The sequence below is a fragment of the Pontibacter brevis genome (assembly GCF_054779655.1).
This window is the reverse complement of the sequence record NZ_BAAGXV010000032.1, coordinates 69,622-91,756: the sequence shown is the minus strand read 5'-3', so window position 1 is coordinate 91,756 and position 22,135 is coordinate 69,622. Positions and strand designations below refer to the sequence as shown.

General features: G+C 46.5%; 22 protein-coding genes. 8 read left to right on the top strand and 14 right to left on the bottom strand.

What is annotated here, in order from left to right; all coding sequences use genetic code 11:
- Positions 1–447 precede the first annotated feature (447 nt).
- From ACYVB1_RS10995 to mazG, 8 genes are all read right to left on the bottom strand, one after another.
- The gene (locus ACYVB1_RS10995; protein WP_460923625.1) at positions 448–2,091 is read right to left on the bottom strand and encodes a tetratricopeptide repeat protein; all 1,644 of its coding nucleotides are present in this window, start codon (positions 2,089–2,091) and stop codon (positions 448–450) included.
- Between the two features lie 55 nt (positions 2,092–2,146).
- Positions 2,147–3,091: a PstS family phosphate ABC transporter substrate-binding protein gene (locus tag ACYVB1_RS10990; protein ID WP_460923624.1), complete on the bottom strand. Its 945-nt coding sequence runs from the start codon at positions 3,089–3,091 to the stop codon at positions 2,147–2,149.
- 375 nt (positions 3,092–3,466) lie between these two features.
- Entirely contained in the window at positions 3,467–4,303 is an 837-nt protein-coding gene (locus ACYVB1_RS10985; protein WP_460923623.1) for an energy transducer TonB, read from the bottom strand.
- A 184-nt stretch (positions 4,304–4,487) separates the two neighbouring features.
- Positions 4,488–5,315 (bottom strand): energy transducer TonB, encoded by an 828-nt coding sequence (locus ACYVB1_RS10980; protein ID WP_460923622.1) that lies wholly within the window; start codon positions 5,313–5,315, stop codon positions 4,488–4,490.
- Positions 5,316–5,318: 3 nt separating this feature from the next.
- Complete coding sequence (locus tag ACYVB1_RS10975) at positions 5,319–5,846, bottom strand: ExbD/TolR family protein (protein WP_460923621.1); 528 nt, start codon at positions 5,844–5,846, stop codon at positions 5,319–5,321.
- An 18-nt stretch (positions 5,847–5,864) separates the two neighbouring features.
- On the bottom strand, positions 5,865–6,470 hold the full coding sequence (locus tag ACYVB1_RS10970; RefSeq protein WP_460923620.1) for an ExbD/TolR family protein: 606 nt from the start codon (positions 6,468–6,470) through the stop codon (positions 5,865–5,867).
- A gap of 24 nt (positions 6,471–6,494) precedes the next feature.
- Positions 6,495–7,361 (bottom strand): MotA/TolQ/ExbB proton channel family protein, encoded by an 867-nt coding sequence (locus ACYVB1_RS10965; RefSeq protein ID WP_460923619.1) that lies wholly within the window; start codon positions 7,359–7,361, stop codon positions 6,495–6,497.
- Between the two features lie 524 nt (positions 7,362–7,885).
- Positions 7,886–8,695 (bottom strand): nucleoside triphosphate pyrophosphohydrolase, encoded by an 810-nt coding sequence (mazG, locus tag ACYVB1_RS10960; RefSeq protein WP_460923618.1) that lies wholly within the window; start codon positions 8,693–8,695, stop codon positions 7,886–7,888.
- Positions 8,696–8,831: 136 nt separating this feature from the next.
- Here mazG and glmM point away from each other — a divergent pair, with 136 nt between their 5' ends.
- From glmM to ACYVB1_RS10945, 3 genes are all read left to right on the top strand, one after another.
- Complete coding sequence (gene glmM / locus ACYVB1_RS10955) at positions 8,832–10,223, top strand: phosphoglucosamine mutase (RefSeq protein WP_460923617.1); 1,392 nt, start codon at positions 8,832–8,834, stop codon at positions 10,221–10,223.
- 143 nt (positions 10,224–10,366) lie between these two features.
- Complete coding sequence (locus ACYVB1_RS10950) at positions 10,367–11,506, top strand: cysteine desulfurase family protein (RefSeq protein WP_460923616.1); 1,140 nt, start codon at positions 10,367–10,369, stop codon at positions 11,504–11,506.
- Positions 11,507–11,592: 86 nt separating this feature from the next.
- Complete coding sequence (locus tag ACYVB1_RS10945) at positions 11,593–12,174, top strand: LOG family protein (RefSeq protein ID WP_460923615.1); 582 nt, start codon at positions 11,593–11,595, stop codon at positions 12,172–12,174.
- Between the two features lie 119 nt (positions 12,175–12,293).
- Here ACYVB1_RS10945 and hemH read toward each other — a convergent pair whose 3' ends face one another.
- Entirely contained in the window at positions 12,294–13,322 is a 1,029-nt protein-coding gene (hemH, locus tag ACYVB1_RS10940; RefSeq protein WP_460923614.1) for a ferrochelatase, read from the bottom strand.
- A 317-nt stretch (positions 13,323–13,639) separates the two neighbouring features.
- Between hemH and era the strand changes: the two genes are divergently transcribed.
- From era to ACYVB1_RS10920, 4 genes are all read left to right on the top strand, one after another.
- The gene (era, locus tag ACYVB1_RS10935) at positions 13,640–14,527 is read left to right on the top strand and encodes a GTPase Era (protein WP_460923613.1); all 888 of its coding nucleotides are present in this window, start codon (positions 13,640–13,642) and stop codon (positions 14,525–14,527) included.
- A 70-nt stretch (positions 14,528–14,597) separates the two neighbouring features.
- Positions 14,598–15,911: a ribosome biogenesis GTPase Der gene (gene der / locus ACYVB1_RS10930; RefSeq protein WP_460923612.1), complete on the top strand. Its 1,314-nt coding sequence runs from the start codon at positions 14,598–14,600 to the stop codon at positions 15,909–15,911.
- A gap of 317 nt (positions 15,912–16,228) precedes the next feature.
- The gene (locus ACYVB1_RS10925) at positions 16,229–16,420 is read left to right on the top strand and encodes a hypothetical protein (RefSeq protein WP_460923611.1); all 192 of its coding nucleotides are present in this window, start codon (positions 16,229–16,231) and stop codon (positions 16,418–16,420) included.
- Between the two features lie 71 nt (positions 16,421–16,491).
- Positions 16,492–16,683, top strand: coding sequence for a hypothetical protein (locus ACYVB1_RS10920; RefSeq protein WP_460923610.1), 192 nt, complete (start codon positions 16,492–16,494; stop codon positions 16,681–16,683).
- A gap of 98 nt (positions 16,684–16,781) precedes the next feature.
- On the opposite strand, the gene ACYVB1_RS10915 is transcribed toward ACYVB1_RS10920, so the two are convergent.
- The gene (locus ACYVB1_RS10915; RefSeq protein WP_460923609.1) at positions 16,782–17,351 is read right to left on the bottom strand and encodes a hypothetical protein; all 570 of its coding nucleotides are present in this window, start codon (positions 17,349–17,351) and stop codon (positions 16,782–16,784) included.
- Between the two features lie 252 nt (positions 17,352–17,603).
- Between ACYVB1_RS10915 and ACYVB1_RS10910 the strand changes: the two genes are divergently transcribed.
- Complete coding sequence (locus ACYVB1_RS10910) at positions 17,604–18,713, top strand: tetratricopeptide repeat protein (protein ID WP_460923608.1); 1,110 nt, start codon at positions 17,604–17,606, stop codon at positions 18,711–18,713.
- A 61-nt stretch (positions 18,714–18,774) separates the two neighbouring features.
- Here the strand turns inward: ACYVB1_RS10910 and murQ are convergent, their stop codons facing one another.
- The 4 genes from murQ to ACYVB1_RS10890 all read right to left on the bottom strand — a co-directional run bounded on the left by murQ (position 18,775) and on the right by ACYVB1_RS10890 (position 22,022).
- Positions 18,775–19,596 (bottom strand): N-acetylmuramic acid 6-phosphate etherase, encoded by an 822-nt coding sequence (murQ, locus tag ACYVB1_RS10905; RefSeq protein ID WP_460923607.1) that lies wholly within the window; start codon positions 19,594–19,596, stop codon positions 18,775–18,777.
- 79 nt (positions 19,597–19,675) lie between these two features.
- Positions 19,676–20,533: a hypothetical protein gene (locus ACYVB1_RS10900; protein WP_460923606.1), complete on the bottom strand. Its 858-nt coding sequence runs from the start codon at positions 20,531–20,533 to the stop codon at positions 19,676–19,678.
- A gap of 63 nt (positions 20,534–20,596) precedes the next feature.
- Positions 20,597–20,857 carry a cytochrome b5 domain-containing protein gene (locus tag ACYVB1_RS10895; protein WP_460923605.1) on the bottom strand — a complete coding sequence of 87 codons (261 nt, stop codon included), beginning with the start codon at positions 20,855–20,857 and terminating at the stop codon, positions 20,597–20,599.
- Between the two features lies 1 nt (position 20,858).
- Positions 20,859–22,022: a formimidoylglutamase gene (locus ACYVB1_RS10890; RefSeq protein ID WP_460923604.1), complete on the bottom strand. Its 1,164-nt coding sequence runs from the start codon at positions 22,020–22,022 to the stop codon at positions 20,859–20,861.
- Between the last annotated feature and the right edge of the window lie 113 nt (positions 22,023–22,135).

The following is a 22,135-nucleotide window of genomic DNA, read 5'->3' as shown; positions in this document are numbered from 1 at the left end:
AGGACACCTCTTTGGCTCATGTGTGCGGTGCTGAGTTAGCTCAGCACCGCAGCAACTACAGGGCTCTTAACAGAAAAGCTTTAAACTATCTTTCTTTCAAGTTGTAATTAATGGTTGTCATAAATGGCTAACCATGAATTGTGATACGGCATAATTGGGGTTTAATTTTTCTGGAAAGCTAGGTCAATTTGGGAAGAATTGTAGAGCGGCGTATGCATAGCACAAAGTCTAAAATGGTATAAGAGGCCTGTGCTTTTGACAGATACTTACTTCTTCTGGCCTTGTTTGTGGGTTTGCCCATCTCGCTTACACCTTTGTGTGCGCCTGCTTTTTTCTCTGTCTTCTGTTTCCATTTTTAACTGATTCAGCTAATTAATTTCAGGACGGGACATAAAACAAAAAAGCCTGCTCAAGTTGAGCAGGCTTTTTTGTTTTTGCTAACGGTTATTACTTTTTCTTCGCGCTTTTCCCAATTTCATTAAGAGCGGCTTCTGCCTGAGGGTTAGCAGGGTCTAAGGTTTTCACTTCCTGCCAATACTTGATAGCATTATCTCTTTCACCTTTCAGGTAGTAGTAGTAACCTAGGTAAGAGTTAGCCTCAATCAGGTCTCTCTTATACTTATCTTTATCTTCACCGGCAATTTTGATGAACTCCTCGTAATGAGGTCTCGCCAAACCTTGTTCAGTTTCTGGGTCCTGGCTGGCCTGCGCCCGCGCTCTCCACAAGTGGCCGTAAGCATAGGTAGGGTTAGCTTCCGTTACCTTACCATAGGTCTCATCAGCCTTCTTGAAGAACTCATTTGCAGCGGCTCTATCGTTTGCTGCTGCTTTTTCTTCACCGGCCATCATATAGATGTTACCCATGTAGTAATAGTCTGCGTTGCTAGGTTCTACGTTCGCACGCTTTCTCTCGTAAACCTCGATAGCCTTGTCGTACTGGTTGTTTTTTGCATACGCATTAGCCAACTCAGCATATAATTCTACATTTGCATTATTCATTTGCAGCGCTTTCTCGAGGTTATCAATAGCTTTCTGCGACTGGTTATTCTTGTTCAGAATTCGGCCATAGTATTCATAGTCCTCGGCGATCAACTTGCTCTGGTCCACCTTCTGCATATACTCCTCTATTGCCTGCAGCGCTTTTTCTGGCTGGCCTAACTCCATGTAAGAGTAAGCTCTTAAACGGTTCATTACCGTGTTATTTGGCTGCTTCTGCAGTACCTGCTCTGCTTCCTGCAAAGCTTTATCGTAGTTCTTGGTCAGGAACAGGAAAGAAGCATACTTAGCACGGGTTTCCGGAGTATCTTCTGCCATATCTACATATTTTTGGAAGGTAGAAAGGGCCTTGTCGTACTGACCAGCGAAATAATATAGTTCACCAAGGTCGCCGTAAGCAGGAGCGAAGTTAGGGTCAATTTCAATTGCCTTCTTAAATGCTTCTTCTGCTTCGTTGTAGTTACGTGAGCTGGTATATAACTGTCCCCTTCTCAGGTAGGCAGTTGCATACTTATCATCCAACTGGATAGCCCTGTCATAGCTACTCATAGCCTCGCCACCTTTTTTAAGCTTTAGGTAAGCATCTCCTAAAATAACGTTGGCTAGAGCATTATTACGGTCACGCTCCAATGCTTGCTTTAGATAATCAATGCCTTTGTTGATTTCTGCTTCAGTAGCATTTGGTGCATTTACGTAAGCATCGCCTACCATAGCAAGAACATAAGCGTCTTTCTTACCTCTACCGCTGAGGGCCTGGTTGAACTCCTGCTCAGCTTTTGCTTTGTTACCCTGCTGTAAGGCAAGTTTACCAAGACCTACGTGGTTAATATAAGACCGTTTGTTATTGGCAATACCCTGGTTAAAGTAGTAAGCTGCCGAGTCTGTATTCCCAGTTCTCAAATAGATATCACCAAGAGCAAAATGAGCTCTGTCTGCTGCATTCTTGTCTCCTAGTTGTCTCTTATAGATAGATTTTGCTTCTTCGTAACGTTCCAGGTCAACTGCTCTTCTACCAGCATCTCCTGTTTGCGCGAAAGCTGCTGTAGCAGGAAAAGCAGCCGCCATAAGGGCAATATACTTCCAGTTTTTTGTCATCAGTATTAAAGTTTAGTTGTTTGTTGCTGTTTAATTATCAATTTCTATGCCGTTTCTACTGGTTCCCTAATCCAATTACCCGTACTGGCATAGTGGCAGGAACAAGTCCTGATTTCAATATAAGGCGTTGTCCCTGGTCTCCTCCAAGGAATGATGCAAATCCTGTGCCAAGGCCTGTACGGCCCTCAGTACTAATCACGTACAGGTAACGTCGAAGAGGGTAAACCTGTTGTGCTATGTATGCCTGATATGGCTGATAAAAGCTTTCTGTTGTTAAAGGAGCTGGATCTTCGCTTATGCCTACTACTTTTATTCTTTTCAGGAAGCCGATAGCTGTTGAATCATCAAGGTCGCTGATCCAGTTCACACCGATTACGCCCAATGCATTTTCGTTTTGTGCCACATAGTCAATCAAAGCCTCATGTGAGTTGGCGGCGAAAGTGTTCTGTGGGAGCTTACCGTCTGTTATCAGCGAATCGCGTACATAGCGAGCAGTGCTTGAGTTGTTATTATCAAATACTATCGTGATTTCACCTGATTTAGTACCCCTTTCAATTTCATTCCAGTTCTTCACCCGCCCGTTAAAGATGTCTTTTACCTCATCTAATGTTAGCAGTGAGTCCGGGTTGTTTGGATTGGTGATAAGTGCAACGGCATCAACGGCTATGCGGGTAGTGCGCGGAATACGTTTCTTCTGCTCTATTGCTGCCACTTCTTCACGTGTCAGTTCCCTTGAAAGTATGGCTATTCTGGTGGTATCGTTCACCAGGTCTTTTACGACTTCGCCTTCTGGCTTATAAGCAGCCTCAATATCGGCACGGTTATAAATACCCTCAAATGTGTTTACCTGCGATTCTATAATAGGCTGGAAAGACTCATCTACACTTATGTTTGTGTAGCCTGAGGTTGGTGTACTTAACGTAGTATCAGAAGAATTACCACAAGAGAATAACCCAGCCACACTCGCTGTTAGTAGGATAGTATATGCTTTAATCTTCATATCTGTTGTTTCTGTTCCGTGTTGAGTTCTGATATACCCTTACAAATCTCACAATTCCATATAATATCAAGATCGCACCTAAAAAGTATCTCACCTCAACGCCAATACTCCGGTTTAGGTTTTCCGCGGCAAACAAGATAAACAGGCCGAGCGCAACGTAGACCAGTGTCATCAATAGGCCAAAGATGCGGGCAAATTTACTATAAAAGCTTCTTGGTGGTTTGTTATCGTCTCCTTTTGGTCTCAGCATGTTTTACGTTCCTGTAGTCGTGCTTATTATTTAACCCATAAAAATAAATCAATTGCATATAAAAAGAAAGCAGAAGCTAACAAAACTCCACTTGTTGCTTCTGCATCTTCTCTGTTTTTTGCTGCTTACTGTATGCTAAACCTTATTGGTAAAGTATATCTTACAGGTACAGTTCTTCCGTTCTGCTTTCCGGGCTTCCAGTGTGGCATGCTGTTTATAACGCGCAGCGCTTCTTCTTCAGTTCCGTACCCTAAGCCCTTCACAATCTCTGCTTTAGTAATGGCACCATCCTGCGCTACAACAAATGTTACCACGACTATACCCTCTATTCCTGCACGCTGCGCCTCGCCAGGATACCGCATCTTTTTGCTCAGATAGGCAAAAAGTGCTTTGTCTCCCCCAATAAACTCCGGCATGTCTTCCACGTGTATAAATTCGGCAGGTTCTTCTATTGTCTCTCCTGTTCCGGTTCCTGCTGTTGGCATTTCATCTATAGTTGTAGACGGTGTTTCAGGAATGTCTCCCTCTATGGTATTCTTACCTATATTTACCTTACTCAGTATATCCTGATCGGGCATTGGCGAAGTTTTTACCTCCTCATTGTCTTCTACAACTTTGGGAGTGACAAATCTTTCTGTCTTTACCTGTTTCTCTTGTTCTGCTGCTACAGGTGCCACTTCCTCTTTAGGCAACTCTGGCGGTTTTGGCAGGTTTGGTATTTCTATAACAAAGGGCTCGTTAATATCATAGGTGGGCTTTACATATGTAACCTGTTCAGAAAAAAAGATGCTTTCCACTAGCGGACCGACCAGTGCCCCTAAAAATATAGCTGTTGCTATTATGGCTGCAAGTGTCATGTGCTTGCTGTAGACCCGGCGCAATACATAGGCGCCATACGCCTGATTTCTTCCCTCGAACACAACGTTGTTAAAGGTCGTGCTTAAAAAATAGCTCTTTTTCATGGGCTGCTGGTTTTAGGTTAAAGTTTATATTCTTAATCGCATATGTCTCTTTCGTTCTGTTTCTTTATTTTCTTTAGATAATATACGTTTTATATTTTAAATAGTATGCATGTCGACTATTTATTCTGCAGACACAAAAAAAGCCCAGTCAGAAATGACTGGGCTTCTTCTTAAGCTTATATGCTTATTTAATTGTATAACGAACCGGAAGGGTATAGCGCACTGGTACAGTTCTACCATTTTGCTTACCTGGTGTCCACTTCGGCATTGACTTCACAACGCGCACAGCTTCTTCGTCAGTTCCTCCTCCAAGTTTCTTGATAACTTCGATTTCGGAAATCTCTCCTGTTCTGCTTACTACGAAAGAAAGTACAACGATACCTTCAATTCCGGCACGCTGTGCAGCAGCAGGGTAACGGATGTTCTTACCTAAGTACTTAAGCATTTCACTCTCTCCACCTGGGAAAGTTGGCATCTGCTCAACATACGTGTAAGGCTTTTCCTCTACAACTTCTGCTACCACATCGCTGGTACCGTCTATCTCGCCAAGGTCTACTGGAGCATCTGGGTCTCCTTCTACTGTTTCTATACCCGCGTCTACCTCTTCTAGTACCTCCACATCAGGTATTTCTTCTTCTTCCGCTACTTCGTTATCACGCTTCACTACCGGTGGCGTGTATTTTACTGTAGCACGCACTGGTGGTGGCGGTGGTGGAAGATCTGGTGGTGGCGGCGGCGGCGGCGGCGGCGTAGCCTCATCTATTGGTGGCGGTGGAGCCAGGTCTACTTCTGTTACAATACGCTCAACCACTACTTCCTCTTCTTCGCCCTCTATCATCTTCGCTATCAGTGGTAAACTGACAAAAAGAAGGAATAGAGCTGTGGCAATGATAGCGGCTTTCGTGATATGATTGTTGTACAGTTTTCGAAGTAGGTAGGCACCGTATGCTTTATTTCGTCCTTCAAAGACGATATCGTCAAGCGATGCTTTAGCTGCTAAGTTACTGTCCATATCTTATTGTTGTATAATATTTTGTTGAGCTAATAATTCTTTGTCTGAATCTGCTATTTCAACCAGTGCAAACTTTCTAGTATCTGTAATCTTTAACTCATCCAGCACATCTACCACGTTTTTGTAGCGTGATGTTTCCATTGGTTTAATCATCACAGTCATCTTTTCGTTAGACTTCACCCGAGGCGACACTAACACTTTTCTGATGCCGTTTGCAGAATAATCAGAACGTTCTACTGTTGGATTATCTGCTGCAAGACCGAAGTAATAATATACTTCATCGTTCTCACCCAATATGATGGTCAAAGCGTTACTAGCCTTCAGTGCAATCTGCTCTTCCGGGTTATCCGGTTCCACAGGCATGTTAATTTCCATGGTCTGCGGTTTGCTGAAGGTTGTTGTAAGCATGAAGAAAGTAAGTAGAAGGAAGGCAAGGTCCACCATTGGTGTCATATCCAAATGAACGGACATTTTTTTGGCTCTTTTCTTACCTCCTTTACCGGAGTCAGCTTTTTCTTGTATTTCTGCCATTTCTTATCTCCTTTCTAATTATAAGTTATTTGGTCTTGCTTCCATATCAGTAATCAGGTTAAACCTGTTCACCTTTTTGTCTTGCAGGATATCAATAACTCGCTGAACTGTTGCATACTCAGAGTCTACATCTCCTTTGATGGCAATTACCACCTTCGGGTTAGTAAGTCGTGTCTGTAACACCCAGTCACCAAGCTCATTATTAGTTGAGTCAATTGGAATACCTGTTTGCTCTACGTTTTTACGTGCATTAGGCTCCATGGCTAAATAAGACTTCAACTGGTTAATCGGTACACCGAAGTTGGTTAACAGGGAGAAAGTTCTTTTCTCTTCTTCTGTGAAACCGATACCGTATTTACCTGCCATCTTATCCAGGAGTACTTCCTTTGTTTGCTGACCATCAACTCCGAAAAACACACGGTTGTTACTACCAATCGTTAATGTAATTACGTTAGTTTCAGGCAGTTTGATTTCCGAAACAGAAGAAGGAGTATCTACAACCACCGACTCCTCAGGAGCAAACTTTGTTGTTAGCATAAAGAAAGTAACCAGCAAGAAGGCTAAGTCCACCATTGGCGTCATGTCCAATGAGGGTTTCGTTCTTTTTACTTTTACTTTAGGCATATTTTATTTTTTGATACTGTTTAACTATACAGTTTGTGTTTTCACAGGAGCTGTGTCATGCTGAGCTGCAAACGTAGAGATGATGCTGAAACCGGCTTCATCAATGCTATAAGTAAGCTCATCGATTTTGCTTGTAAAGTAGTTATAAGCAACGATTGCAAGGGCAGAACCTGTAATACCAAGTGCTGTGTTAATCAAGGCCTCAGAGATACCGTTTGCAAGACCTACCGCATCTGGTGCACCACCTTGTGCAAGGGCCGCGAACGCTTTAATCATACCAAGTACTGTACCAATCAAACCAACCAGTGTAGAGATAGAGGCGATTGTAGAGATGATCACCAGGTTTTTCTCAAGCATTGGAAGTTCCAGTGAAGTAGACTCCTCAATTTCTTTCTGAATAGCAGCGATTTTCTCAGCTTTCAGCAATTCAGGCTCGTTCAGCATTTCTTTATACTTCAACAGACCTGACTTTACTACGTTTGCTACAGAACCTTTTTGTGCGTCGCAGGCAGCAATAGCGCCATTGATATCACGCTGGTTAAGCTTAGCAGAAATAGTTCTCACGAAACCAGCTACACTCTTGTTACCTTTTGCTTTGCTGATTGTAAGGGCACGCTCAATAGCGAAAATGAATACCATCAGTACTAGTGACATCAGGATAGGTACTACCCAGCCACCTTTGTAAACAATACCTAAATAATTGCCTGGAAGTGGATGGCTTTCAGGGTCACCACCTTCGAAGTTAGCAGGGTTACCTAATACAAACATATAGATAAGCACACATACTATAATAGATAGCGGAATAACAATTGTTGCGAAAATGCCACCTACCGGACTTGCTTTTTTCTCAACGTTAGCATTCTTGCTCGCTACTGCAGTCTTTTTTTCCATTTTTTTAAAAGTTTAAAGTTTAGCTGTTTGTGTTGTAATTAATTGTTTGTGTAATGTGAAATGTAATTCTTTTGCTTTTAGTTCTTTATTGAATTCGCAATTTCTGCTTTTTCTCAATTTTTCAAACTATCAGAGCGCTTATTATTTGTAAAAAGTATCAGGTTCTGCCTCTTCAGCACCCTAATTTAAGCTTTTCTCATTTGAAATTCCTAATCTTAACCTCTCTTCTATCAGAAAAAAATAAACCCGGCTTTAAATCATTAAAGTATAAACATCAATAAAATAAAGCAACTTATCTTTTGTTTATGCTGCTGATTAATACCGCGGGGCAGCACAAATCAACTGTCCTTTTAAAGCATAACTCGCTGTTAATGGGGTGGTTATGCTTTAGAGTAACAACGCTTTGCTAGAAAATGGTTGCATGTGCAGCAACTAACTTAAGCAAAATTGTTTTGATTGATAGCCTTTTTATTGAAAAAAGTGGGTTAAACATACTAAATGTTTTCGATAAATAGTATGCATGCCTAACGTGTTTTTGCTTTGTTCCAGTAAAAATCCATCTCCGTCAGGGTCATGTCCTGAAGCCTTTTCCCATCTTTGGCTGCTTCTGTCTCCATGAACCGGAACCGGTCTATGAACTTCAGGTTTGTGCGCTCTAATGCTTCTTCAGGGTTAATGCCGGCAAAGCGGGCAAAGTTTATGAGCGAGAACAGCAAGTCTCCGAATTCGGCGTTTGCTTTTTCTTGGTCGATTGTAGCGGTGTCTGCTACATTGAACTCCTCTTCGAACTCATTTAGTTCCTCCTGCACCTTCTCCCACACCTGCGACTTATCATCCCAGTCAAAACCAGCGCCGCGTGCTTTCTCCTGAATACGCATCGCCTTTACTAGTGCAGGCAACGAGGAGGGTACGCCACCTAGCACGGATTTGTTCCCTTCTTTTAGCTTGAGTTTTTCCCAGTTTTGCTTTACTTCCTCTTCTGTGTCGGCTTTGGTGTCGCCGTAGATGTGCGGATGCCTGAAAATGAGTTTGTCACATTGTGCGTTCAGAACGTCAGCTATATCGAAGGCATTGTGTTCAGAAGCAATTTTCGCATAAAAAACCATGTGCAGCATCACGTCGCCCAACTCTTTCTTTATTTCCTGCATGTCGGCTCTCAGAATGGCGTCTGAAAGTTCGTAGGTTTCTTCTATAGTGAGGTGTCGAAGGCTTTCAAGTGTTTGTTTTTTGTCCCAGGGGCATTTTTCACGCAGATCATCCATCACATCGAGCAGGCGGTTAAAGGCCTGCAATTGTCTGCCTCGTGGGCTATCGTCAAAATTCATCTTATCCATAAAGGCAAATATAATAAAAACAATGGCAAGCAGCCTGAACAGCCACGGGAGGCAGGTTGTCAGCGTATATGCTGACGAAAAATTCTGAAAGTATAAGTTAATTACTACTTTTGCCTACGAAAAAATTATTGGACAAGTGGCTTTAATAAAATCAATTTCAGGAATACGTGGAACGATAGGGGGGCAGGCAGGTGAAGGACTTACGCCTGTTGACATCGTAAAATTCGCTGCCGCTTTCGGTACATGGGTGCTTCAAACCAACGGCATAAGCAAAATTATAGTTGGTCGGGACGCCCGCCTCTCCGGCGATATGGTGAACAAGCTGGTTTGTGCTACCCTGCAGGGGCTTGGTATTGATGTAGTAGACGTAGGGCTTTCCACGACACCTACTGTAGAAATGATGGTGCCGGCTAAAAAAGCAGGCGGTGGCATTATACTCACAGCCAGCCATAACCCCAAACAGTGGAATGCGCTGAAGCTGCTAAACCAGAAAGGGGAATTTATCTCTGATGAGGAGGGTAAACTGGTGTTGGAGATTGCAGAAAAGGAGTCGTTTAACTTTGCACAGGTAAATGACCTGGGCAAGTACAAGCAAACCGACACCGCTCTCAAGAAGCACATTAAAGCTATTCTGGAGTTGCCACTGGTAGATGTGGAAGCCATAAAAGCCAAGAACTTTAGCGTGGTAGTTGATGCCGTGAACTCAAGTGGGGGCTTTGCGGTGCCCATGTTGCTGGAAGCCTTAGGCTTAAAGAAAATAGAGAAGCTGTTCTGCGAGCCGGACGGAAATTTTGCCCATAACCCGGAGCCGCTGCCAGAAAACCTTCGGGAGATTTCCAAGATAATTGAAAAGGGTAAGTTTGACCTGGGTATTGTAGTAGACCCGGATGTAGACCGCCTTGCGCTTATAAACGAAGACGGCAGCATGTTTGGAGAGGAGTACACGCTGGTGGCTGTAGCTGATTACGTGCTCAAAAACCAGAAGGGCAATACTGTGTCTAACCTGTCCTCTACCCGTGCACTGCGTGATGTTACAGAAAAAGCCGGTGGCACATACTATGCCGCTGCCGTGGGAGAAGTAAACGTCGTGAACATGATGAAGGAGCAAAATGCTATCATTGGTGGCGAAGGCAACGGCGGTATCATCTACCCTGAGCTGCACTATGGCCGCGATGCCCTCGTTGGGATTGCATTGTTCCTGTCGCATTTAGCTAAGTCAGGCAGTAGCATGACGCGCCTGCGTGCTTCATACCCGAACTACTACATCTCCAAAAATAAGATTGAACTGACGCCGGAAGTGGATGTGGATAAAGTACTGCGCCAGATGCAGGAGCGTTATGCCAAACAACCTGTCAACACCATTGACGGCGTGAAAATAGAGTTTGGAAAGGAGTGGGTGCACCTGCGCAAATCAAATACCGAGCCTATCATCCGTATCTATGCAGAGTCAGACAGCAACGCGACAGCAGAGCACCTGGCGAATAAAATTATTGCAGATATCAAAGAGATTATATCTGAGAAAGCATAGGCGCATGTGTTGTAGTCCTCTTTATAAAGCATAAGAATCAAATTTGCGCCAGCGGAGACAGGTGATTCCTTCTGCTGGCGCAACTTTTTTTTATGCTAAAACAGTTCAGAAAGAACAGATTCAGAATTCTTTAACTTATCTCTATGCGTGTTTATTTAGATAATGCAGCCACCACTCCACTGGACAAAGAGGTTTTTGATGCTATGGCTCCTTACATGCTGGAGCATTTTGGCAACCCGTCTTCTATCCACTCGCACGGGCGTGAGGTGAGGTCGGCTATCGAGAAAGCACGAAGAACAGTGGCCACTTTGCTGAATACTTCTCCCGCGGAGATTTTCTTTACTTCAGGGGGCACGGAGGCCGATAATATGGCCATCCTCAGCACAGTTCGCTCGCTGGGCATCAAGCATGCTGTTTCCACAAGGCTGGAACACCACGCCGTGCTGCACACCATGGAGTTGCTGGAGAAGGAGGGAGTGCTGGTAAGCTACCTGCGCCACGATGAGCGCGGTAACCTGGACCTGGAGCATCTGGAGGCATTATTGGTTAGTCAGCCGCAGACGCTGGTATCGGTGATGCACGCTAACAACGAAATTGGCAACCTGAACAATGTGGAAGAAATAGGGCGTATCTGCAAAAGGTACAATGCCATCTTTCATTCTGATACCGTGCAGACAATGGGCCACTACAAGCACGACCTGCAGACCTTGGGCGCTAACTTTATTGTGGGGTCGGCACACAAGTTCCATGGCCCAAAAGGGGTAGGGTTCTTATATGTGGATGCCGGTGTGAAGATTCAGCCGCTCATTCAGGGTGGGGCGCAGGAGCGCAACATGCGGGGTGGTACTGAGAACGTGTACGGCATCATTGGCCTGGCGAAAGCCTTAGAGATTGCCTGCCGCGATATGGAGGAACACCAACGCCACATACAAGGCCTGAAGGACAGGATGATTTACAAGCTGAAAGAGCAGGTGAAGGATGTGAGCTTCAACGGCATGTCAGAGTTTGGAGATAAAAGCCTGTATACAGTGCTGAACGTAAGTTTGCCTGCTTCTGACATCAACGAGATGCTACTTTTTAGCTTGGATATCAACAAAATCTCCGTTTCCGGGGGCAGTGCCTGCAGTAGTGGAGCCAATACCGGGTCTCATGTGCTGCGTGCCCTGGACTGTGATCCGGAGCGTGGCTCTGTCCGCTTCTCCTTTAGCAAGTTTAACACGCCGGAAGAAATTGATTACGCCGCCGAGACACTGGCTAAGATGTACAGGAAGACTCCGGCTTAATAGCACAGGCTGTTGCAATCCATAAAAAGGCTTTGGCAGAAATACCGGAGCCTTTCTTTGTTTCAAAATCAAAAGTAAAAAGACAGATGAAAAGTATAGGTGTTTTCTGCGGAGCGAATCATGGGCAGGGAGAGGTATACCAAAAGGCAGCTGCCACCTTAGGAAGTATGATGGCAGCGCAAAACATAGCCTTGGTGTTCGGAGGTGGTAAAGTAGGCCTGATGGGAACTATCGCCGATGCTGTGTTGGCGGGCGGTGGACAGGCCATCGGCGTGATACCGCAGAGCCTTGTGGACAGGGAAGTCGCGCATGCTGGTTTGTCGGAGCTACACGTGGTGCAGACCATGCACGAGCGAAAAGCTTTGATGGCAGCCCGTTCAGATGCTTTTATAGCCATGCCAGGTGGCTTCGGTACATTGGACGAAGTAAACGAGATTATCACATGGAACCAGCTAGGCATCATCCGTAAGCCTGTTGCCTTTTACAACGTGAATGGCTACTTCAATAAGTTTATGGAGATGGTTGACCACGGCGTAACAGAAGGCTTCATCAAAGAAGTTTACCGCGACAGCCTGATAGTAGAGGCAGATGCGGAGATCTTGCTCCGGAGGATTACAAGTTACGCGAATGCTGTCTCAGACGATCAGGTAGATTTTAAGCGTATCTAGATCAGGATTTGCAGGATGTGTGAATGACCATAAAAAAGAAGGGCCGCTGCAAGTACGCAGCGGCCCTTCTTTTTATTTCCTGCAGAAATTGTCTTCAAATCTCCAGACTCCAGATCATTTTAATGCTGCAGCACCATTTCCTTTACAGCCTCTACCCACATGGGTTCGGAGTTCAGACTTTCTACCAGCTGCCATTTCTCACCGCCGGCTTCCAGGAACATCTCCCTGAATTCTTCGCCGACTTCTATGGTTGTCTCCAGGCAGTCTGCTACGAAGGCGGGGCTATAAGCCAGCACTTTCTTGATACCTTTGGCAGGGAGATCTTTCAGTATAAAATCGGTGTAAGGCGTCAGCCACGGGTCTTTGCCCAGGCGCGATTGGAATGCCACCATGTATTGGTCCTCACGCAGACCCAGTTCAGCTGCCAGCAACCTGGAGGTAGCATAGCAGGAGGCGCGGTAGCAGTACTTGTTCCGCTTGTTATAGGTATTGCAGCAGGCACCCAACTGGCAGTAGCCCTTGTCGCTGCCCTTCAGTACATGCCGCTCCGGCACACCGTGGTAGCTGAACACTACAAAGTCGTAGTTGTCTTGGGCCATGTGTCGCTTACCTAGTTCAGCAAAAGACTTAATAAAGCCCGAGTCGTCGCAGAAGCTGGAAATAAAGCTGATGTTTGGGATAACCCACCAGTCCTTTACAATTTCCATAATCTTGTCCTGCACAGAGCCTGTAGAGGCAGAGGCATACTGCGGGAACAGCGGCAACACGATAATGCGATCTACGCTTTGCTCGCGCAGTTCTTCTAGCGCTGAATTAATGCTAGGGCTTTGGTAGCGCATCCCGAAGGCCACATGATAGCGATCTCCGAGAGAAGCCTGCAGCTTTTGCTGGAGGTCCCGGCCATGGTAAAGCAGGGGAGAGCCCCTTTCCGTCCAGAGTTCCTTGTAAACCTTTGCTGACTTTGGCGCTCTGAACGGGGCAATGATGCCATTGATCAGGGCATAACGCGCAACGGGATTTATATCAATCACGCGTTTGTCCAGCAGGAACTCACGCAGGTATTTTCTTACATCAGGAGTGCTAGGACTGTCCGGTGTACCAAGGTTCACCAGCAGAACGCCTATTTTACCAGTGGCTTTCTTACTCATTTATCTTCAATGCTTTTCAAATACAAAGATACGAAGTATAATCCTTTTGTTTTTATCTAAAGCTTCTATGGGACATAGAGGGGTGTTCAGAGAGTAAAAGCAGCAGGTTCCGGAAATGTTTTCAAAGGATTGGAATTACTTAAACTTTCCAAGCCTGCCAATCCCTTGCAGCGTGCGCAGCCCCTGCTGAACGGTGTTAGACAGAGCAGGAATTGTGCACGCTGCAAGGTCGTGGTTCTTCTTCATTCACAATTATTTATACTTTGCGCCGCCGTCTCGTAAAAAAGAAGTACTTTTGCAACCTCAAATTTTAGCGTATGGCCGAAACATCACATAAAGCTGGTTTTGTAAGTATCGTGGGCAAGCCGAACGTGGGCAAATCTACGTTGATGAACGCGTTGGTGGGGGAGAAACTCTCTATCATCACGTCTAAAGCGCAAACCACGCGGCACCGTATTATGGGTATTCTGAACGGCGATGATTTCCAGATTGTGTATTCCGACACTCCTGGAATCATAAAACCGCAGTATGCCCTGCATGAGTCTATGATGAGTTTCGTGCGTACCTCGCTCGAAGATGCCGATGTCATCCTGTTTGTAACGGACATTTATGAGAAGCACGACGAGGACGATGTCATCAAGCGCCTGCAGCATGCGGAGGTGCCTATCCTGCTCCTCATCAACAAGATTGACCAGTCTACGGAAGAAGAGGTAAACGATAAGGTGGCTTACTGGCAGGAGAAGATGCAGCCAACAGAGATACTTCCTATTTCGGCATTGCATGGGTTTGGGTTGGAGCATCTGTTCTCACGCCTGCTGCATTACCTTCCGGAACACCCGGCTTATTTTCCGAAAGATGAACTGACGGACAAGCCGGAGCGTTTCTTTGTGTCGGAGATGATCCGGGAGAAAATTTTCCTCAACTATAAAAAAGAAATCCCCTACAGCTGCGAGGTAGTGGTAGAGGAGTTCAAAGAGGAAGAGGACATTATCCGCATCCGGGCCGAAATCAGTGTGGAGCGCCGCAGCCAGAAAGGCATTGTGATCGGCAACAAAGGCGAGGCACTGAAGAAAGTGGGCACACAGGCCCGCATCGACATGGAGCAGTTTTTCCAGAAAAAGATTTTCCTTGATTTGTATGTGCGCGTGAACGAAAACTGGCGAACCGACCAAAAGCTGCTTCGGCGCTTCGGCTACAGCGAGTAAGTAGGCGCACAGCATAAAGCTTCGGGGCACGGTGCTCCGGGGGCACTTTAACTATTTTATTTTTATTTCGATGTCATCAAACATCATTGCAATTGTAGGCCGCCCCAACGTGGGCAAGTCTACCCTTTTTAACCGCCTGATTGGCCAGCGCAAAGCTATTATGGACAATGAGAGCGGTGTTACAAGAGACAGAAGCTACGGCCACGGCGAGTGGACGGGCAAGTATTTTACCGTAATCGATACCGGAGGCTATGTACATGGCTCTGAAGACATTTTTGAAGAAGAGATAAACAAGCAGGTGGAGCTGGCCATTAAAGAGGCCGACGTTATCCTGTTTATGGTGGATGTAGATGCTGGCCTGACCAGCCTGGATGAGGAGTTCGCCAACGTGTTGCGCCGCACCGACAAGCCCATCTACATTGTAGCCAACAAAGCAGACACTACTGCCCGTGCCCACCAGATGAGCGAGTTCTATTCATTAGGAGTAGGCGAGGAGATTTACCCGATATCGTCACAGAACGGCTCCGGCACCGGCGACCTGCTGGACGTGGTGGTGAAGCATTTTGAAGACGAAGGCGTAGAGGATCCGGATGCCGGTATTCCAAAGCTGGCCGTATTAGGCCGCCCGAACGTAGGTAAGTCTTCATTTGTGAACCTGCTGCTGGGTGAGGACAGGAACATTGTTACCGACCAGGCCGGCACTACCCGCGATGCCATCCATTCGCGCTACAATGCCTTTGGCAGAGAGTTTATCATTGTAGACACTGCCGGTCTGCGCCGCAAGAGCAAAGTAAGCGAAGACATTGAGTTTTACTCTGTGATGCGCTCCGTGCGTGCCTTAGAGGATGCAGATGTGTGTATCGTAATGCTGGATGCCACGCGAGGTATTGAGTCGCAGGACGTGAATATTATTACGCTGGCCGAGAAGAACCGCAAAGGCATTGTGATACTGGTGAACAAGTGGGACCTGGTAGAAAAAGAAACAAACACTACAAAGGAGTTTGAGGAGGAGATACTGAAGCGCATCGCGCCTATCAAGTATATTCCGGTCATCTTTACTTCGGTGGTTACGAAGCAGCGTATCCTGAAGGCGGTGGAGAAGGCGATGGAGGTATATGAGAACAAGACGCAGAAAGTACCTACGTCTAAGCTCAACGACCTGCTGCTGCCGGATATCGAGCGCAACTCGCCGCCAGCCATCAAAGGCAAGTTTGTGAAGATTAAGTACGTCACACAACTGCCGACGCATAATCCTACGTTTGCGTTCTTCTGTAACTTACCGCAGTACATCAAAGACCCGTACAAGCGCTACCTGGAGAACAGCATCCGCAAGCACTTCGGGTTTGAAGGTGTTCCTATCAACTTAGTATTCCGGAAGAAGTAATTCTGGCAGGACTGGAGAAACTGGAGGCGCAGACATAATATGTCTGCGCCTTTTTGCTTTTTAACACATGGCGGTTCACTTGTATGCCTTGTTACAGAGTTAGCGATATACCCCCTGACTTGCACCTCTTATCTTGTGCTCATACTGATGCTTAGCCATAAAACCGAAAAGGCACCCTGAGGAGGTGCCTTTTCGGTTTTAGTATATTTTATAAACTATATCTAAATAATGACGTATTCGTTGGCATGTCACTCGTACAACAGGTGATTTGTGCTGCATAAGCAGCACCTGAAACAGATTCATGAATATCAATGCTTATGAAAAAGATAGTAGTTGCATTTGCCATGGCCGGTGCTCTTGGCTTCAGTTCCTGTAGCTCACCCTCTGAAGAGGGAGTGCAGGACAGAGATGAAAGAGTAGAGGAAATGGAAGACAGGGCTGAGGAAAGAGCCGACAAAATGGAAGAATTGGCGGAGGAAGAGTATGATACTTCTGCTGTTATTGAATAGGTGAAGATAATGCAGAACCTATTGCTTAAAAGTAAGTATTACATGTGAAATCAATTTAAAAATGTATCAATATGAAAAAGCCAATTTTTATGCTGCTGGCAGCTGGTTTATTTACCTTTGCTTCCTGTGAGTCTACTTCAGAAAACAGAACAGAAGAGCGAACTGAGGAAGTAGGAGAGAACATCGAAGAGGGCGCGGAAGAAGTAGGAGACGAAGTTGAAGAGGGTGCCGAGAGAGTAGAGAATGAAGTTGAAAACCATTAGTAGATAGAGAGTTGAAAACCATTAGTAGATAGAGAATACATCAAAACAAAGGGGCATGCAGTAGTGCATGCCCCTTTGTTTTTCCAGGCGGTGGCAACTCAAGGTCCCAGCCTTTTCTGAATCATACCGTTTACCAGGGTATACAAGCGCTTGGGTGTAAAGGTGCGCCATGGTATATCATCCAGTGTGCCTCCATAGTTAATGTAGTAGTCTAGGTTATAGTTTCTCATCTCGCTCATTACAAATTCCTGGAATCCGAGCGCCGCAATCCAGCCATCTTCAATGTCCTCAAACCACTCCTCATAATACGAGTCGTCGGAACCATGAAAGTTAAACACATTCTCTCCTATAATGATGAACCGGTGGATGCCCTCGTTTATGAGCGGGTCGATGATGTTGCGCTTTAACTGCATGATGTCGTTGTGGAGCGCATCATTCCATTCCCCGATAAACTCGATGATGGCAAAGCCTAAGTCGTAATCGGCATACAGTATCTTCAGGAAGAGCGTCTCAGATTCTATGTCATCCCATTGCGGATGGATGTAGTATCCGTAAATAGTGTTGGTATAATGTGTGAGGCTGTTTTCGGCACCGAACAGCGGTGAGCGCGGATCTTCGGCAGCAGAGTATTTGTCTAGCCAGTTATAAAATGGTTCTATGGTATGCATAAGATTCAAGCGTAATGGGTGGGGCCAGTACAACAGCCGTTGCTTCGTGTACTAGGAAGGTTGCTGCAAAGTTGAGGCTTTTCCTCCTCTTTTACAGCCCTCTGAACCCCGGAACACAGAATTAGCCAAAAAAGTCTTTCGTTATTATATTTGATAATGTAATTTACTGATACAGGAACTGTTTCAGGATAGTGTGCGATATAGAAAATTTGTACGTTATACTTTTGGTTCCCTTAACTGACTTCAAGCTTTATGTTTCCGAGTACACCCCAAACAAAACTACTGTTGCTACCCACTCATTTTTATCGGACAGCCCTTTTTTTATTGCTGGTGCTTTGCCTGCAGGCATGCGCCTCCTCCGGAGGGCAGAAAAGTGAAGATGTGCCGGATTATGTACAGGTGTACCACCCGGTGATTAACGTAGCGGAATTAAGTATTGTAGAAGGAAATTATAAAGAAGCACTGACGGCCTATAAGCAGGCTTTTGCTTCTGTGCCCGCACCCTTCGCCCGCGATTACTACAATGCGGCCGTGGTTGCTGTAAAGCTTGATGATGAGAAGCAGGCCTTTAACTTCCTGGAGCAATTAGTAGCCAAAGGAGTGAGTTTGCCTTACCTGGAGCGTCAGCAAGTGTTCGATACGTTGCGGACAACATCCAGGTGGAAAAAGTTTGAGAAGAAATACCCTAAGCGGCGAAAGAGATATGAACAGGCTGCAAATCTTGACCTGCGTGCGGACCTGGATGAGCTTTATGCCCGCGACCAGTACTTTCGGCAGGCAAAAGGAGGCCTGCGTGTGCATGGCGACACCATCCGCCAGATTGAGATAGACAATGTAACAAACCTCCTGAACTGGATCAACGACTATGGGTACCCGGGAGAGACACTGATTGGAGTAGCAGACACCCTAGAAGAGCTGCCCCGCTTCAGCATTGTGATTCAGCGGCAGACGGCAGCCCGCAACGGCTATAACTTTAAAGGTATACTGGCAAACGCGGTGAAAGAGGGACGTATAGCCCCGCAGGCCGTGGCCTATTTACTGGACCAGCAGGCAGGGAAGACCGTGTACGGCTCGAAGGCTTTTGCAAAGATTATTTGTACAAAATGCAAAAAAGACAAGAACCACAAAAAGATACAGAGCCTCCTGGTGGAGAACATGAGTGAGGATGACCTGATACAGATAGATAAAAGACGCAAACAATTGGGGCTGGAGCCACTGCATGATTACAAAAGGAAGGTGTTGTACAATGCAGACAATGATCAGTTTAGACTGAATTACAGCTGGTCAGTGGTAAATTATGTTGTGCCAAGCAACGAGGCTGCTGATGTGTTATTAGAGCGCTTAACAGTAGCTGGAGAATAATGCAAGAGCGGCTGCCGGAGAATCATTCCTCCGGCAGCCGCTCTTGCATTAGCTTCAAAGTTTATTTGGCGGGACTATCGCTACCCCGAAAGGCCTCCATAGCGGCGCGTACGCTGCCGTACTTCTTAAGCAATGCGCCAGCCTCTGTGTTCTTGAGGTTGAGCTCTTCCATTAACATACGGATGCCCCTGTCTACCAACTTGTGGTTAGAAAGCTGCATGTCCACCATTTTATTGCCCTGCACACGACCCAGTTTAACCATGGTGGCAGTGGTCAGCATATTCAGGACCAGCTTCTGCGCTGTGCCGGCCTTCATACGGGTGCTGCCTGTCACAAATTCCGGTCCTGTGATTACCTCTACCGGGTAATCTGCTTCAGCGGCTACTGCACTGCCTGCATTGCAGACAATACAGCCTGTCGCAATGCCATGTCTGCGGCAAGTGTTAAGTCCCCCGATAACGTAAGGCGTCCTGCCGGAGGCGGCAATTCCCACCACAATGTCCTTTTGGCTGATGTTATAAGCCTGCAGGTCTTCCCACGCCTGCTCCTGGTCGTCTTCTGCAAACTCTACTGCCTTGCGAATGGCGCTGTCGCCGCCCGCTATCAGGCCAACCACCATGCCATGGGGCACTCCATAGGTGGGAGGGCATTCGGAGGCATCCACAACACCCAGGCGCCCGCTGGTCCCGGCGCCAATGTAAAAAAGCCTGCCGCCCTGCTGCAGCCGTTCGGCAGTAGCCCGTACCAGTGCCTCTACTTGCGGAATTGCTTTTGCTACGGCCTGAGGCACAGTCTGGTCTTCACGGTTAATGTTCTCCAACAGTTCCCGCACACTCATCTGCTCAAGACTGTCGTAATTGGATGCTGATTCGGTAGTAGACAATTTCTTTAGGTTAAATTAAGTGTTAAATAATGAGGGGCAGAAGTATACCAGGAGCCCTGTGGACATTCTTCTATACAGGTTATACGTTCTGCGAAAGCAGCTCCCGGTGGTAGGCAATCAGGCCTTCGCTGGGGCTTGTAATAATGGTGCCGATACGTACGCCATACTTCTTTGCCACCTGGTGCAGCGTGTCAGAGAAGTGGAAAGCCACAGAGCCCACAAAGTTTACAGGTACCTCGGTATAGCCTTTGTACTTGCAGACATGGCGCTCAAAGAACTCGTCGAAGTTCTGGTAAATCATGGCATGAATTACAGGGTCCTTGCGCTTTTCGTGCATGAATTTGGCAAAGCTGGCGAGGTAAGCGCTTGGCATGTCAGTTCTGTACAAAGCATCCAGGATGCTGTTTTTTGTAAGGCTATAGCGGTTTTTCAGCGAGAGTGCCAGTTCCTCAGGTAACTCACGGTACATGTAGGCCCGGAGGAGCATTTTTCCTAAATTCGCTCCGCTTCCTTCATCACCTATCAGGTAGCCCAGCGAGGGAATATTATCTGATATGTTTTTGCCATCGTACAGGCAGGAGTTAGAGCCGGTGCCCAATATACAGGCCACTCCCGGTTGGTGTCCGCAAAGAGCGCGGGCGGCGGCAAGCAGATCGTGGTCTATAGAGGCCTCGCTATCGGGGAATGCCTTTTTCAAAGCCTCCTCTACCCGCAGGTTCTGCTCTGGAGAACTGCATCCGGCCCCATAGAAGAATATCTGGCTGGGGTTTTTCTCTCTCAGGTGCGGAAGCAGCTCCGCTGCAAATATGTTGTAAATCTGAGCAGACTCTAAATACTGTGGATTGATACCTGCAGTGTATATATTTTCATAGACACCTGTAGCATCCATCATGCGCCAGTCTGTTTTGGTAGAGCCGCTATCAGCTATTAATATCATATTATTTTAAGTTTATTCCGTTTAGAAATATTTTCCCGGTTTGCCCACTTTCTTACCGGAGCTTTATTGCTTTCCTGTTCTGTGGATAGAGTTCTTTATAAGACCAACAGCCTCAAACTTGTCAAAGACGTTGGCATTATGCGGGGCATCTTTCAACTCTTCTGTCAGGTCCTGCCCGGCCCAGTGCTCGTAATGCCTGCCGTTGCGCCACAACCTGGATTTCCGGACATCATAAATCACACCCTTGTAAGCTACCCATATATCCTCCCGGTCTTGTCCGTTTCGCAAGGCCAGTTGCTGCAAGGTATACTCTGGTAGAATCATACTATCCAATCCTTGCCTGGGTCAGCACCCACCGGTTAGGCACCTCGCCCTCAATGGCCTGCAGGTAATCTTCATAGCTGCAGGGTATAATACGGCTGCTTTTTTCGCTGCTGAGAGGTTCCACCTCCAGCCACCACTTCTCACCGCTCCTGCTTTTATAAAAGATCATGCGGTCAGGGTTGTCGTTGTTAAAGGCAACGGCATACTTGGTAAATTGTTTGCTGGTAAAATCCAGCTCGTTTTTGCGGTGGTAAAATCCTTCTATAAAGTACCAGATCATCGTTGCGACGGTCATGGCTGTCAATCCGCGTTCGTCCAGCTCCGGATCAAACTCATAAATACCCAGCGAAGTTAAGTTGTCGTTCAGGCCGGCATACCAGCAGAGCTGGCAAGCCTCCTCTCCCGTAAGCCCAAAAGGGTTAGGCGGTGCATACCCGGGGGCATCCTGATGGCGGATAGCGGAAATATCGAAGGTAAGCAGATCTGCCAAGCGTATGACAGGTTCCATTTCCTGCACCCCACGGTGTACTTCACCTACGCGGTAGGCTTCAAAATGCAGCTTCTCCAGTGTTGCCATCACTTCTTGCTCTACCAGGTAAGACTGGTACCCAATCTGCCCCAGGCTGAAGAGATAGTTAGGTTCGTGCATCAGGATCTGGCGCAGCTGCTTTTTGTTGGGTGTGGCGGCTACATCCTGGGTCATGTCCACGCTGCTGTCTACGGTCACCATATTCACTACGCGGTCCAGATGCTCATAGCCGAGGTACTGGCCATATTCCAGGTCATGTGAGCCACCAATAATAACAGGAACAGTGTTATGCGAAATCAACACCTCAACTATTTCCTTAAGCCGTAGGTATGTATCTTCGAGGGTGATGCCGGGGCGCAGGTTGCCCAGGTCAACAATCCGGCAGCGACCCGTCCCCTTGCTCAGGCTGTAAAGGCGCTGCCGTACAGCCCGGGCTGGCGAGTCGGCCGCTGTTGCAAGTGGCGCATCCTCATTGCGGCCTCTGCTTTCGTTTACTCCGAGTATGGCAATGTCGGCACTTCGCCAGTCAGGAGATTTACTTACAAAGCGACTGATGTAGGCGCCTAGCGTGCGGGGCTTGTTTAATGTGGCATACACATCCTCGTTCAGCGGCTCGAAAAAGATAGACAGGTTCATAGAATTAATCTGGAAGAGTCAAAAGTACTTAAATTTTGGTTTTTACACAGAAGGCTTTACCCGCAATAGAAGCCAAAATTAGCTGTATAAATATAAGTTATTGTAAATATTTC